Here is a 13,658-nt window from a genome sequence, read left to right on the forward strand (position 1 = left end):
GATAACCAACATACTCGGGTCAGAACTCATTCAAGTCACCGATGGATGTGATGTCATTCTGCAGACCAAAGGGGAAAGTCTATGTCTACTCATAGTATGCGTTCGCTCACCAAAAGCCATGCCTTTATTGACGGTCATTGGGTGCCCGTTGAGCAGTCGTTCGATGTTATCAATCCTGCCGACGGCTCGGTTATTGCCGCAGTAGCTGATGCGCCAAGCAGCCTTGCCGAGCGCGCCGTCGAAGCTGCGCACCGCGCCCTACCGGCGTGGCGTAGCCGCCCCGCGCGTGAACGCGCCGAGCTGCTTTATAAATGGTTCCACGCGGTTAAGGCCAATCAACGCGCACTGGCTGAACTCTTGAGTCTTGAGCAAGGTAAGCCACTTGCCGAAGCCGAGGGTGAAATTGCCTATGGTGCAAGCTTTATCGACTGGTTCGCTGGTGAAGCTGAGCGCAGTTATGGCGATGTGCTGCCGCTACAAGCCACAGACAAACGCGCTTGGATTACCAAGCAAGGCGTGGGGGTATGCAGCGCCATCACCCCTTGGAACTTCCCTAACGCAATGATCACCCGCAAGCTAGCGCCAGCTCTTGCTGCTGGCTGTACGATGGTGGTGAAGCCTCCGCAGTTAACGCCATTATCGGCCCTCGCACTAGCGCAATTGGCAAGTGAAGTCGGTATCCCTGATGGTGTGCTCAATATTATCCCCACGACCGACGCCAAAGGCGTTGGCAAAGTTCTTACTGAGCACCCGGTGATCAAAAAATTTAGCTTTACGGGCTCTACCGAGATCGGCAAAACCCTCATGCAGCAATGCGCCAGCACCATGAAAAAAGTCTCCTTTGAACTTGGTGGCAATGCGCCTTTTATTGTCTTTGCGTCGGCCGATCTCGACCTTGCGGTGAAGGAGCTCATGACCTGTAAGTTTCGCAACGCTGGACAAACCTGTATCAGTGCCAATCGCGTGTTAGTTCAAGCCAGCGTCCATGACGCTTTCGTCGACAAACTTACCGCAGCGATGCAGCAACTGAACGTCGGCCCTGGCGATCAGGACGACGTCGATTACGGCCCACTGATTGATAGCGATGCTCTGGACAAAGTTCAACGTTTAGTCCGCGAGGCAACAGATAAGGGCGCAGAATGTCGTATCGGTGGCGAGCCCTTGCATGAAATCGGGGACCTCTTCTATGCGCCGACCTTGCTTACCGGCGTCACCTCGGCGATGGCAATTACACAAGAGGAAATTTTCGGACCTGTGGTTGCCATCCAGCAGTTTAACGACGAAGCTGAAGGCGTCCGAAAAGCCAACGATACACCTTTTGGCTTAGCTGGCTACTTCTGCAGTGAAGATTATCGTCAAATTGAGCGTGTCTCCACAGCATTAAGTTGCGGTATGCTGGGCATTAACGCAGGCGCTATTTCGCATTGCTACAACGCCTTTGGTGGCGTTAAAGCATCAGGCATCGGCCGCGAAGGCTCGCGCTACGGATTAGCTGAATACCAAGAAACCAAAACCCTTACTTTAGGTGGATTTGCATGAACGACATAATGCAACGCTTACGTCATAGTTACATCAGCGGACTCACACGTCCGCTGAGTTGGCGTTTACAGCAACTAAGTCAGCTTGAGCAACTGCTCAACGAACATGAGCAAGCCCTGCTCGATGCCCTGCAAAGTGACCTTGGCAAAAGCGCCGCAGAAGGCTGGCTGAGTGAGATTGGTTTTTTACAAAGTGATTTGCGACACACCCGCAAACATTTGAAGCGTTGGATGAAACCAAAGCGCGTCGGTCAGCCGCTGCTTACCGCGCCAGGGCGCAGTTATATTTATCCAGAACCACTAGGGGTTGTGTTGATTATGGGAGCCTGGAACTACCCGTTGCAACTACTGCTAAGCCCTCTCATTGCCGCACTTGCAGCGGGTAACTGCGCGATCGTCAAGCCCTCTGAGTTAGCTCCTAAGACCGCGGAACTACTGGCCCGCTTGCTACCTGACTACCTTGCTAACGAGGCTGTGCAGGTGATCACCGGCGGCGCCGACGTCGCCGCTGCACTTCTGGAACAACGTTTTGACCATATCTTTTATACCGGCGGTGGGCGGGTAGGCCGCATTGTCATGAGCGCGGCAGCACAACACCTCACCCCGGTTACCTTGGAGCTCGGCGGGAAGAGTCCCGCAGTGGTACTGAGTGATGCCGATCTACAAACCAGTGCGCGACGTATTGCCTGGGGTAAGTGGCTTAATGCGGGGCAAACCTGCATCGCGCCCGATTACGTGCTGGTCGCCGCAGAAGTGCATGACCGTTTCGTGCAAGCACTTGTCGATGCTATCACCGAGCTTTATGGTGATACCCCACGCGAGGCCGAAGATTACGGCCGTATCGTCAATACAGCTCACTGGCAACGCTTGGTGAATTATCTCGACGACGGCACCATCGCTAGCGGCGGTGAGCACGACAAAGACGAGCGCTTCTTGGCACCGACCGTATTAACTCAGGTCAGCCCGGAAAGTCCTGTCATGCAAGAGGAGATTTTCGGCCCGATCTTACCGATTATTGCGGTACCGAATCTTGCCGAAGCCATACACTTTATTCGTGAACGAGATAAACCGCTGGCACTGTATGGCTTTAGCGCATCGGCGCATAGTTTGCAGCAACTAACAGAACAAACCCATGCCGGTAGCCAGTGCAACAATGATACCTTAATGTTTATGCTCAACCCTGCTCTTCCTTTCGGAGGCGTAGGCCCAAGTGGGATGGGGAGCTATCACGGTAAATTCGGCTTCGATACCTTTTCGCATCAAAAGGCGTTAATGCACCGACCGTTTTGGTTTGATCCTAAGTTTCGCTATCCACCTTACACCACGTTCAAACAAAAGCTCTTACGTTGGTTTAATTAATACTATGCATTGAAAACAGTGCTTGTCTGCCCCATCTAGGCAGCAAGCACCATAAGATGAGGACGTCCCGTGAGCAGTGTAGGAATTAATGTCACAGTAGAGAATTTTCAGCAGGTTATTCTAGAAGGTTCGACCGATAAATTGGTCATGGTCGATTTCTGGGCCGATTGGTGTGAGCCTTGTAAACAGCTGATGCCAGTGCTGGAAAAACTAGCAAGTGAGTACAGTGACCACGTTGTCTTGGCCAAAATCGACTGCGAAGCGCAGCAGCAGTTAGCCGCACAATTTGGTATCCGTAGCCTACCAACGGTCGCCTTTTTTAAAAATGGCCAGCCGGTCGATGGCTTTGCTGGAGTTGAACCTGAAAGTGCCATCCGTGCACGCCTGGAACAGCATGTGCCAAGCCCAACGGATGAACTCATGCAGCAAGCGCAAGCTTTGCTGCAGCAAGATGATTTTCAAAATGCTTATGCGGTTGCCAAACAGGCGTACGACTTGCAGCCTGAAAACCCTCAAGCACAGTTGCTCCTCGCCGACGCTGCTTGTAGTGTTGGTCGTCACGAACAGGCTGAATCGTTGTTAGCCACCATAGGTCTTGCTGATCAAGATAGCTACTACCAACATGTGGTTAGTAAACTACAACTTGCTCAACAAGCCGCCGACAGCCCAGAGTTGCGTGCGCTGCAAGAACAACTTGCCGAGCAGCCGGATAACCTTGAGCTCGCACTTGAACTTGCCAACCAACTTTACCAAGCACAACGTGTCGAAGAAGGACTAGAGCAGGTCTTTGCAGTACTCAAGCGTGACTTCAATTTCGCCAACGCCAAAGCTCAGGCGCTTGATATGCTAAACGGGCTTCCGGCCGGAGATCCCCTAGCGGCACGCTATCGTCGTGTGCTGTACAGCATGATGTACTAACGCTTAGCCTGACGAAAGGTAAGATTAATCCGCTGCCCACCAAGCAGCGGATGATTTCCTCCAGCAACTTTAGCAATGCCATGAAAACGTAACCGGTCTTCCCCACCCCAGACCACGACATCACCGTGTTGTAAGCGGATACGTTGGACTTTGTCCGAGCGCTGCCACCCTCCCCATAAAAATTGCGCTGGCAACCCTAAAGAAAATGAGACGATAGGGGCGCTTAGATCTTCTTCATCACAATCTTGATGAAGGCCCATTTTTACCCCTGGTTGATAACAATTCAAGAGACACGCATCAGGTTGAAAGTCTGCGAAACCAGCTTCTTCTGCTGCTGCTTGCGCCTGTTCGACAAACACCTGAGGTAACTGTGGCCACGCTTGACCAGTTAAAGGGTCACACGCCACATATCGGTACCCCGCGCGATCACTGTACCAGCCGTACTTACCGCAGTTTGACGTCCGTACCGACAGCTTGCGACCACCGGGGGTGGTGAGTTGACGCCAGGGCGCACGTGCGATGATGGTGTCGATTGCGCGGACAAGTTGCTGCTCATACGCGGATAAAAACTGCGGCAGTAACAACGCATCAGCACCGATAGAAATAGGTTCTGGGGCATCATTGGTCGTAAAAAGGTCGTGTTGCATCGTTTTCTCGTCCGGTTGGTGCTTGCCGCATTTTACGCCATAGGCTAGGATTGAGCGAATAACTCGCCGGGGTCACAAGATTCGGACTACCGAACACCCCGTAAAGCTACGTATAATAACTATAACGATAGGTCTCCATATGAGTACATCGCGCGAGCATTTCAGCTCGAAAATCGGGTTCGTTTTGGCAGCAGCTGGCTCTGCTGTAGGTATTGGCAACTTGGTTGGATTCCCTGTTGCTGCGACCAAAAACGGTGGTGGTGCTTTTCTCATTATCTACGCACTTTTCGTCGCCTTTATTTGTTTGCCAATTATGCTGGCGGAGATGAGCCTTGGCCGCCGCACGCAACACAGCCCATATAAAGCTTACGCAGAGCTCGGCAAAGGCGCCAACCGTTGGCGTTTGGCTGGCTGGTTAGCCACCATTACACCATTTATGATCGCAGTGTTTTATATGGTCATTACCGTGTGGATCTTCGGTTATCTGTTCCAAACCCTGGCGGGGAATCTAGAGCTGATCGCCCAACCTGATTACTTCGGTACCTTCGTCAACGATTACTCCTTCGTCTTCTATTTAGTCGCGGTGCTGTTGATCATCAACACTATCCTGGTTGGCGGTGTACGCCAAGGGATTGAGCGTGCCTCGAAGATTTTAATGCCAACGCTCTTCGTTATGCTATTGCTCTTGGTCGTGTTCGTCCTGACCCTTGATAATGCGATGGAAGGCGTGAAGTTTTACTTAGTTCCAGACTTTAGCAAGATTAATGGTGGTGTCATCAATGGTGCGCTTGCCCAAGCCTTTTTCTCGCTTTCACTAGGGATGGGCATTTTGATCACCTACGGCTCGTACTTTCGCCGTAGAGACAATATTGTCAGTTCTGGTAAATTAGTCGCTCTTACCGATACCGCAGTAGCCTTCACAGCAGGTTTGATGACGCTGCCTGCTATTTTCGCCATCTACCCAGATACCAACCCGGCAACCTTGAGCGAATCATCCGTATCTATGGTGTTCTCGTTCTTCCCGCAAATTTTTATGCAGCTTTCGAACATTGTCGGTTATGGCTTTGCCAGTGTTGCTGCGGCGATTTTCTTCTTGCTCGCTTTCGTTGCAGCAATTACATCGCTCGTTTCCATTATCGAAGTACCGACCTCATCCTTTATGGAGCGCCATAACGTTTCACGGAAGAAGTCGTTGTTGGTGATGGGCTTTGCCATTACCTTGCTAACCTTGCTGGCTGCGACATCTTTCGGTTTAGTACCTTGGGTGAGTAATTTCGTCCACTATGCGGGTGCTGACAAATCGCTGTTCGATGTGATTGTCGACGTGTTCTATGAAACTATTTTGCCACTGAACGGTTTAATCATTTGTCTGTTTGTCCGTTTCCGTTGGAAGCGCGCCAACATGGCGGCAGAGCTTGCTGAAGGTAACCCTGACTACCAGCAAACCTTCCTACATAAATATATCGATTTCGCTATTGGTACCTTTATTCCGGTGATTTTGGCGGTGATTTTTGCCAACACTGTAGCCAGTAAGTTTTTTAACTACTCGTTTATTTAATAACGATGCACGCAGCGACGTTTGAAAAGTTACTGCAACACCTGAAAACAGCACGACAACGTGCTGTTTTTCTTTTAGCGCCAACCACTGCGGCAGCACAACAAGCCTTCCTGCAGGAATTACCGCAGCGGCTACCGCACCACCTGTGGTTAAGCGATAGCCCGGCAATCGCTACCCAAGCAGCCATGGATCGCTATCGCGACTACCTTGGTGCGACCCATAGTCAGGTGGTATTAGAGTTTCATCGGCATGTGCATGCAGACGCGCTTGCGGCATTGTCCGGTACTGTTGCTGGCGGCGGCTGTTTATGGCTGCTATTGCCTCCCTCTCAAACGCCGTTTACTGAACGGCTGCTCAACGCAGCAAGCGACTTTGCCTTGGTCAATGTCGCCACCACCCTTGAGGAACTCGCACAACAGCTACGTAGACTTACCCAACTGGCACTGCCAGAAGCAGCGCAGCCAAGCCTTCCAAGTGACGCTCAGGCCACCATCATCGAAGCAATGGCCTCGAACATGACCGCAACCCACGTGCTCTTGGCCGACCGAGGTCGCGGCAAAAGTACGACCTTGGGGCGCGCTATCGTAACCACGTTTAGGGCGACCGAGCTCCCCATTTGGGTGACGGGGCCTCATCCACGCTCGGTGCAAACACTGCTGCACGAAGCACAAGGGAAAGCGCTTTTTCGCGCTTGGGACAAGCTCCTGAGTGAACCCGAAAATTTTGGCCAGCGACTGGTGATCGATGAAGCTGCCGCCTTACCTCTGCATGTCTTGCGTGAACTCGTGCAGCGCTATGACGTGTGGGCATTAGCTACCACCGTCGATGGTTATGAAGGCTGCGGTAAAGGGTTTGCGGTACGCTTTTTTACCGAGCTACAGCAGCAAACCAAGGTTATCCGACACGAATTACGAGAACCCTTACGTTGGTGCGCTGCTGACAGCGCTGAGGCATGGTTGAATCAACTCCTACTACTGAAGCCGCAACCATTACCCAAGTTTGCACTTACATCGAGTCAGCTCAGTTGGCGGCACTGTTCAGCGGCCGAGCTAGATGAAGACGGTTTAAGCCAAGTGATGGCATTGTTACTCGAGGCACATTACCAAAGCAGTCCGAATGACTTACGCCTATTACTTGACGACCCTGCCCAGCAGCTCATTATTGGGCAACAGCATGCTGACATTGTTGCCGTATGTTGGGCCGCGATAGAGGGCCCGTTAGAGCCAGCTCTGGCAACCCATGTCTGCCAAGGCGAACGACGCCTCAAGGGACAACTACTGCCACAAGCGTTAGGCTTCTACCGGCAACAATTCGCCTGTACCCAATGGCGTTGGTTACGCATTGTGCGGATTGCGACGTTACCGGCATTGCAACGACAAGGACTTGCCTCAACCCTGCTTGATACCGTTGCTACACAAGCTTTGGCGCAAGGAATCGATGCGCTGGGAACGAGTTTTGGGGCAACGCCAGAGCTGAATACGTTTTGGCGTAAAAACAGTTTTCTTGAGCTGCGACGTGGGCAGAAGCGCAATGCCTCAAGTGGTGCAGTCAACACACTCTGGGCCCGCCCTCTACAGCCACATACACAGCCTCTGATAGCTACCCTCGCGCAACTACAGCAAGCTGAGCAGCAGTGGTATGAACATCAAACTCTGGCGACGCCAACACCATGCTTAACCCAGCAAGCAAAAGCTCTCCTCAAAGGCTTTAGAGCGGGTCACTTACCCTTCTCGAACGTACGTTTTGCGTGGGTCTATTTGTACGCTGTTAAACAGCTTCCGCTGACCAACATACAAGCTGATATCGCCCAACCAGAACGCGTCCTTGCAGAAGTTGCGCAAGCTCACCGCTTTAGCAGTCGAGGCGCTTTTGAGAACTGGCTGCGCGACCAAGCACAAGCGTTGTGTTAGTCACTCGAACTTCACCAACAATTACTAATGTTTTTTGCAAAAATATGCTATCTTTCAGCCTTTATGTCACCCGTAAACGGAATCGAAAATAAGGGTTGTTTACATGTCACGAGTCTTAATTATTGGTGCTGGCGGCGTCGCTGGCGTAGTCGTAAAAAAATGCGCAATGTTACCTGAGTACTTCTCAGAAATTCACCTTGCCAGCCGTACGGTTGCAAAGTGTGAAAAACTGCAAGAAGAAGTCGGTAAAGATCGTGTGGTTGGGGTCTATCAAGTCGACGCTGACAATGCTGCTGAAGTTGCTGAGCTGATCCGCAACGTCGAGCCAGCGTTAGTGATCAATGTGGCATTGCCTTATCAAGATTTACCGATCATGGATGCTTGTTTAGAAACTGGCGTACATTACCTTGATACCGCCAACTACGAGCCAAAAGACGAAGCCAAATTCGAGTACTCTTGGCAATGGGCGTACCATGAGCGTTTCAAAGAGAAAGGCATTATGGCGTTATTAGGCGCGGGATTCGACCCCGGCGTCACCAACGTATTTACCGCTTATGCAGCCAAGCACTACTTTGATGAAATCCACTATCTGGATATCGTCGACTGTAACGGTGGTGACCACGGTCAAGCCTTTGCTACCAACTTTAACCCTGAGATCAATATTCGTGAGATCACGCAGCGCGGTAAGTTTTGGGAAAATGGCGAGTGGCACGAGACCGATCCTATCAGCGTGCGTGAAGATTTAGACTATCCAAATGTTGGTGTACGTCCATCTTACCTGTTGTTCCACGAAGAGCTTGAGTCGTTGGTGAAACACTTCCCAACGCTAAAACGCGCTCGTTTCTGGATGACCTTCGGTGATCAATACCTCACCCACTTACGAGTACTTGAAAACGTGGGTATGACATCTATCGCGCCGATCGAATTCCAAGGCCAACAAATTGTACCTTTGGAGTTTTTGAAAGCCGTATTACCTAACCCAGGTTCGCTTGCGGAAGGCTACACAGGAAAAACCTGTATCGGAACTTATGTTACCGGGATCAAAGATGGTGAAGAGAAAACAATCTTCATTTACAACAACTGCGACCATGCCGTCTGTAATGCTGAAGTCGGCGCGCAAGCCGTCTCTTACACCACAGGTGTACCAGCAATGATTGGTGCATCGATGATGTTACAAGGCCACTGGATGCAGTCAGGCGTTTGGAACATGGAACAATTTGATCCAGATGAGTTCATGAATCGTCTGAATCAATATGGCCTGCCATGGCAAGTGGTCGAGTGCGACTCGCCATTTAAACGCTAAGTTAGCACCATGACGACGAACTATCATTCTTCCGTTATCCCTTCGCCTTGTTACGTTTGTGACGAGGCGTTGTTGGAACGTAACCTCAAGCTCATGCAGCGCGTGCAGGAAGAAAGCGGCGCTGACATCATCTTGGCTTTGAAAGGCTTTTCAATGTGGAGCACCTTTCCGTTGGTACGCAAGTACCTGAAAGGTTGCACGGCAAGTTCAGTCTGGGAAGCCAAGCTTGCTGCTTATGAGTTTAATCGTGAGGTTCATGCCTACGCTCCGGCCTATAAGCCAGCAGATATTGATGAACTGATCCCCTTGGTGAATCATATTTCTTTCAATAGTCTAAGCCAATGGCAACGCTATAAAGATCAGATCCTCTCGGCCGGCTTATCTGCCGGATTGCGGGTGAATCCTGAACATCAAGAAGCGGAAACAGAGCTTTATGATCCTAGTGCTCCTGGCTCGCGCCTTGGCATTCGCGCATGCGACCTCGAGAATGCTGATTTAAGCGGCATTGAAGGGCTACATGTACACAACCTTTGCGAATGTGACTCTTACGCTCTAGAGCGTACTTTAGCCGCCGTAGAAGAGAAGTTTGGCGCACTGCTACATCAAATGAAATGGCTTAACCTTGGTGGTGGCCATCTGATGACGCGTGCTGGCTATGATGTTGAGCACCTTATCGCGCAATTGAAGCGCTTGCGTGAAACCTATGCAATTGACGTTATTCTTGAACCAGGTTCAGCCGTTGCTTGGCAAACCGGACCTTTGATTGCTGAGGTTGTGGATATCGTCGAAAACGATGGCGCGATTGCCATTCTCGATATTTCCGCAACAGCCCATATGCCAGATGTGTTAGAAATGCCTTATCGACCGGCCATTACAGGAGCGGACGAGGCTGGTGTTTTGCCGCATACCTATAAACTAGGTGGCAACTCTTGCCTTGCTGGTGATGTGATTGGCGCCTATAGCTTCGCTGAGCCATTACAACCGGGTAGTCGTATCATCTTTGAAGACATGATGCATTACACTATGGTGAAAACAAGCTTCTTTAACGGCGTAGAACACCCGTCGATTGGTATTTTGCGCACCGACGGTCGTTTTGATTTGATCCGTAAGTTTGCCTACGAAGACTTTCGTAGTCGCTTATCATAAGTTCGTGCCTAGCGCCCTACCCTGTAGGGCGCTACTTATCCTTCCCCTAGTTGGCGTACAAAGCTAAACCTTGTAACACTAACTCACTGCGTTGCTCACCGCGCCGCTTTAACTCGATCGGCAACAATGGTGTCGAACCACCGCTAAACAATAAGCGATAATCAAACCAATCGAGCTCAGTTTCAGTCACCTGGATTGCTTGACGTACCAGCCCAGCAAACATATTGACACAACCGTCGGTAAGTCCATCTGGGGTGCTTTGTCCCAACTGATTGGCACGGCCCCACATCGCCTCCGCATCGGCAAACACTTTTGGTGTACGGGCGAGCAAGGCATTTTGCATCAGCTCTACGCCCGGAGTGATCCAGCCGCCTAAATGCTGGCCCTGCGCATCGACCCAGTCCACCGTTATCGCTGTACCTGCATCAATAATGAGCGTCGGCTTTGGCTGCTCATTATAGGCACCAAGCATCGCCAACCAGCGGTCGACGCCTAACGTTTCAGGCTTTTGATAAGCATTGGTCACGCCAAACTTGGCCTGCTCTGAATGGATTGATTCAAGCTGCTGATCTAACCCGAACTTAGCAAGCCATTGGTAGACACGTTGTTGTTGGCTTTCGCCACCAACAGCTGCGAGCCAAACCTTACCCACGGAAGAGGCGATCGTTTCTTCATCCAACTCGTCATAGGCGCGATTAAACCAAGGCTCGATGTGCCCTTCGGCGTCCATGTAGGCCGTTTTAACCCGTGTATTTCCGGCATCAATTAGTAGTTTAATTGGCGTCATATCGTAAACTTACCTCGCCTGCATGATAGCGTTTCACTTCACCTTCAACTTCGACCAATAAGGCACCATCCTCGGCAATGCCTTTCGCATATCCGTGAATAGTCGTTTGCCCCATCAGTAGGGTTACCGCCCGATCATGTAAATTATCGTACGCCAGCCAACGTTGTACAAAAGGTGAAAGTCCTTGTTGTTTAAATTCTTCGAGCGCATCGCTAAGGGTTGCCAATAGTGTTGCAACCCAAAGGTTGCGTGGCACGCGTTGCCCCAGCTCAGTTTGTAAATCAGTCCACGGTTGATCGACATACTCTTCTACCATTGTCGGTAAGTTGATATTCACTCCAATGCCAATAATTGCATGAGCGTTATCAACCGCTTGCCCCTCTAACTCAATCAGTATACCGGAGAGCTTCTTACCCTTTACTAAAACATCGTTAGGCCACTTCAGACGCACATCTGCGATACCGAGCTGTCGGGCGGCATCCGCCACTGCATACCCCGCTACGATGCTTAAGCCCATCGCCGCAGCCATGCCCTGCTCAAGAGGCCAATACATACTCAGGTATAAACTGCTCGCATACGGTGAGTACCAACGTTTACCACGCCGTCCGCGGCCATCTGTTTGCGCTTCTGCGACAAGTGTCTCACCGGCTTCTAAAGGGCCTTGCTTTAAGTAGCTCCGCAGCACGTCGTTGGTCGAGGAAACGATCCGCTCAACGTGAAGTTTTAACGGCTTTTGCCCACGTTGCGCAAACTCCTTGAGAATGTCATCAACGTCAAGCAGCTCGATCGGCATCGCTAAACGATAGCCTTTACCAACGACTTTAAAAACGTCTAGACCCAACGCTTGAATCGCTTTAATGTCTTGGTTCACCGAAGCGCGTGTCACACCGGTCACAGCACCAATAGCCTCACCCGAGTGAAACTCGCCATCGGCAAGGAGCTCAATTACCTGAACTAAGCGCTCCGTTCGTTTATTCATAGATGCACCAACTCTTCCGCGCCAAGCAGACGCACTTCGGCCTCTAAAGTCACGCCAAAATGCTCTTGGACACGCTCTTGAACCGTACGAGCTAAGGCTAATACGTCTGCACCAGTCGCACTGCCTGCGTTGGTAAGCACCAGCGCTTGCTTATCATGCACACGCGCACCACCACATTGAAAGCCCTTTAAACCTAAACGATCAATCAACCATCCCGCGGCAAGCTTCACCTGCGTTGCATCGACTGCAAACGAAGGTATCTCAGGGTAACGTTCCTGCAACGCTGAGAACTCCTCAAGTGAGATAACAGGATTCTTGAAAAAGCTACCCGCATTCGGAATGTCGTTGGGATTTGGCAATTTTGCGTTTCGAATGCGAATCACCTCAGCCTTGATCTGTTGCGCCGAAGCATCCGCTGGAAGTTCTGCCAATGCACCATAACTTAATGTTGCTTGCCATGTTTTGGGAAAGGAAAACTGCACCTGAGTGATCACAAACCGACCCTGACTGCGCTTGAAGATACTATCGCGATAGCCGAATGCGCATTGCGCTTTGGTGAAAGTCACCAGCTTGCACTCATGACGATCCCACGCGTCGACACTTTTAATGTAACGGCTCACCTCAATGCCATAGGCACCAATATTTTGTACTGGAGCAGCGCCAACACTACCAGGGATTAATGCTAGATTTTCCAGGCCTTTGACGTCCTGATCGAGCATCGTCGTTACGAACCTGTGCCAATTTTCGCCAGCGCCCACGCTAACATCATAAGTGTCAGAGGTTTCTGTAATCTCAATACCGCGAATCAGAATACGAACCAAAGGTTTAATGAAGTCGGTGGTAAAAATAGTATTACTACCTTCACCTAAGACCCAATAGTCATCTTCAAGCTGACTTAATTGCTCAGCCGAGGTAATAGCAACCATCGTCGCTGCTTTATAAGGCAGTTGAAAGGTATGAAGTGATTTAAGTGAGATATTACTGCTATGTGTTGTCATAGCTGCATTCTAAACTAGGCCTGTGAATTAGGGAATAGTTGCTTGTTGCTTGTTGCTTGTTGCTTGTTGCTTGTTGCTTGTTGCTTGTTGCTTGTTGCTTGTTCACAGCAAACCCCACCCCACAAGCCAACACAAACTTTTTCGCACTTTCTTTGCGTTGTCTTTCGCTTTGTCTTTCGCTTTTTCAAGCAGCAAGCAGCCAGCAGCAAACAACAAAAAAGCCCCCAGCGTTAGCTGAGGGCTTTTTCTTATTTGAAGCCTGGCGGTGTCCTACATTACTCCGGGCCTCCTGCCCTCCGCCCTTCGGGCCGCTGCACGCAGCGGTCAAAATTGCTCCCGGCAATTTTGTCACATGCCCATGTTCGGGTAGCACAACACCCAAAACAAAAAATCCCCCGTACTTTCGTACGAGGGATGTTTTTATTTGAAGCCTGGCGGTGTCCTACTCTCACATGGGGAAGCCCCACACTACCATCGGCGCTGAAGCGTTTCACTACTGAGTTCGGAATGGGTCA

The 13,658-nt window shown here is 50.8% G+C and carries 11 protein-coding genes and 1 rRNA gene; 7 read left to right on the plus strand and 5 right to left on the minus strand.

Annotated elements, in window-relative coordinates:
* The first annotated feature begins 81 nt into the window (after window positions 1-81).
* From G535_RS0101645 to trxA, 3 genes are all read left to right on the plus strand, one after another.
* A complete protein-coding gene (locus tag G535_RS0101645) occupies window positions 82-1,539 on the plus strand; it encodes an NAD-dependent succinate-semialdehyde dehydrogenase (RefSeq protein WP_026860472.1) in 1,458 nt (485 codons plus the stop codon).
* Window positions 1,536-2,897, plus strand: a complete 1,362-nt coding sequence (locus tag G535_RS0101650) for an aldehyde dehydrogenase family protein (protein ID WP_026860473.1) — start codon at window positions 1,536-1,538, stop codon at window positions 2,895-2,897. Before G535_RS0101645 ends, G535_RS0101650 begins: the two co-directional genes overlap by 4 nt.
* Before the next feature lie 69 nt (window positions 2,898-2,966).
* Complete coding sequence (trxA, locus tag G535_RS0101655; RefSeq protein WP_026860474.1) at window positions 2,967-3,815, plus strand: thioredoxin; 849 nt, start codon at window positions 2,967-2,969, stop codon at window positions 3,813-3,815.
* On the opposite strand, the gene alkB is transcribed toward trxA, so the two are convergent.
* Entirely contained in the window at window positions 3,812-4,462 is a 651-nt protein-coding gene (alkB, locus tag G535_RS0101660; protein ID WP_026860475.1) for a DNA oxidative demethylase AlkB, read from the minus strand. The genes trxA and alkB overlap by 4 nt on opposite strands.
* 139 nt (window positions 4,463-4,601) lie before the next feature.
* On the opposite strand from alkB, the gene G535_RS0101665 reads away from it, so the two are divergent.
* From G535_RS0101665 to nspC, 4 genes are all read left to right on the plus strand, one after another.
* Window positions 4,602-6,020: a sodium-dependent transporter gene (locus tag G535_RS0101665; RefSeq protein ID WP_026860476.1), complete on the plus strand. Its 1,419-nt coding sequence runs from the start codon at window positions 4,602-4,604 to the stop codon at window positions 6,018-6,020.
* Between the two features lie 5 nt (window positions 6,021-6,025).
* On the plus strand, window positions 6,026-7,930 hold the full coding sequence (locus G535_RS13760; RefSeq protein WP_051206887.1) for a tRNA(Met) cytidine acetyltransferase TmcA domain-containing protein: 1,905 nt from the start codon (window positions 6,026-6,028) through the stop codon (window positions 7,928-7,930).
* A gap of 103 nt (window positions 7,931-8,033) precedes the next feature.
* The gene (locus tag G535_RS0101675; protein ID WP_026860477.1) at window positions 8,034-9,233 is read left to right on the plus strand and encodes a saccharopine dehydrogenase family protein; all 1,200 of its coding nucleotides are present in this window, start codon (window positions 8,034-8,036) and stop codon (window positions 9,231-9,233) included.
* 9 nt (window positions 9,234-9,242) lie between these two features.
* A complete protein-coding gene (gene nspC / locus G535_RS0101680; protein WP_026860478.1) occupies window positions 9,243-10,379 on the plus strand; it encodes a carboxynorspermidine decarboxylase in 1,137 nt (378 codons plus the stop codon).
* Window positions 10,380-10,425: 46 nt separating this feature from the next.
* Here nspC and G535_RS0101685 read toward each other — a convergent pair whose 3' ends face one another.
* From G535_RS0101685 to rrf, 4 genes are all read right to left on the minus strand, one after another.
* Window positions 10,426-11,166, minus strand: coding sequence for a type III pantothenate kinase (locus G535_RS0101685; protein ID WP_026860479.1), 741 nt, complete (start codon window positions 11,164-11,166; stop codon window positions 10,426-10,428).
* Window positions 11,153-12,145 (minus strand): bifunctional biotin--[acetyl-CoA-carboxylase] ligase/biotin operon repressor BirA, encoded by a 993-nt coding sequence (birA, locus tag G535_RS0101690; RefSeq protein WP_026860480.1) that lies wholly within the window; start codon window positions 12,143-12,145, stop codon window positions 11,153-11,155. Before birA ends, G535_RS0101685 begins: the two co-directional genes overlap by 14 nt.
* Window positions 12,142-13,143: a UDP-N-acetylmuramate dehydrogenase gene (murB, locus tag G535_RS0101695; RefSeq protein ID WP_051206888.1), complete on the minus strand. Its 1,002-nt coding sequence runs from the start codon at window positions 13,141-13,143 to the stop codon at window positions 12,142-12,144. Before murB ends, birA begins: the two co-directional genes overlap by 4 nt.
* 429 nt (window positions 13,144-13,572) lie before the next feature.
* Window positions 13,573-13,658, minus strand: a 5S ribosomal RNA gene (gene rrf / locus G535_RS14410); the annotation flags it as partial.

The organism is Pseudidiomarina sediminum DSM 21906 (assembly GCF_000423165.1).
GTDB lineage: Bacteria > Pseudomonadota > Gammaproteobacteria > Enterobacterales > Alteromonadaceae > Pseudidiomarina > Pseudidiomarina sediminum.

Bases quoted from the DNA above. Each gene is read 5' to 3' on its own strand.
- G535_RS0101645 (WP_026860472.1), top strand. From the start codon at position 82: ATGTCTACTCATAGTATGCGTTCGCTCACCAAAAGCCATGCCTTTATT.
- G535_RS0101650 (WP_026860473.1), top strand. From the start codon at position 1,536: ATGAACGACATAATGCAACGCTTACGTCATAGTTACATCAGCGGACTC.
- alkB (WP_026860475.1), bottom strand. From the start codon at position 4,462: ATGCAACACGACCTTTTTACGACCAATGATGCCCCAGAACCTATTTCT.
- G535_RS0101665 (WP_026860476.1), top strand. From the start codon at position 4,602: ATGAGTACATCGCGCGAGCATTTCAGCTCGAAAATCGGGTTCGTTTTG.
- G535_RS13760 (WP_051206887.1), top strand. From the start codon at position 6,026: ATGCACGCAGCGACGTTTGAAAAGTTACTGCAACACCTGAAAACAGCA.
- G535_RS0101675 (WP_026860477.1), top strand. From the start codon at position 8,034: ATGTCACGAGTCTTAATTATTGGTGCTGGCGGCGTCGCTGGCGTAGTC.
- nspC (WP_026860478.1), top strand. From the start codon at position 9,243: ATGACGACGAACTATCATTCTTCCGTTATCCCTTCGCCTTGTTACGTT.
- G535_RS0101685 (WP_026860479.1), bottom strand. From the start codon at position 11,166: ATGACGCCAATTAAACTACTAATTGATGCCGGAAATACACGGGTTAAA.
- birA (WP_026860480.1), bottom strand. From the start codon at position 12,145: ATGAATAAACGAACGGAGCGCTTAGTTCAGGTAATTGAGCTCCTTGCC.
- murB (WP_051206888.1), bottom strand. From the start codon at position 13,143: ATGACAACACATAGCAGTAATATCTCACTTAAATCACTTCATACCTTT.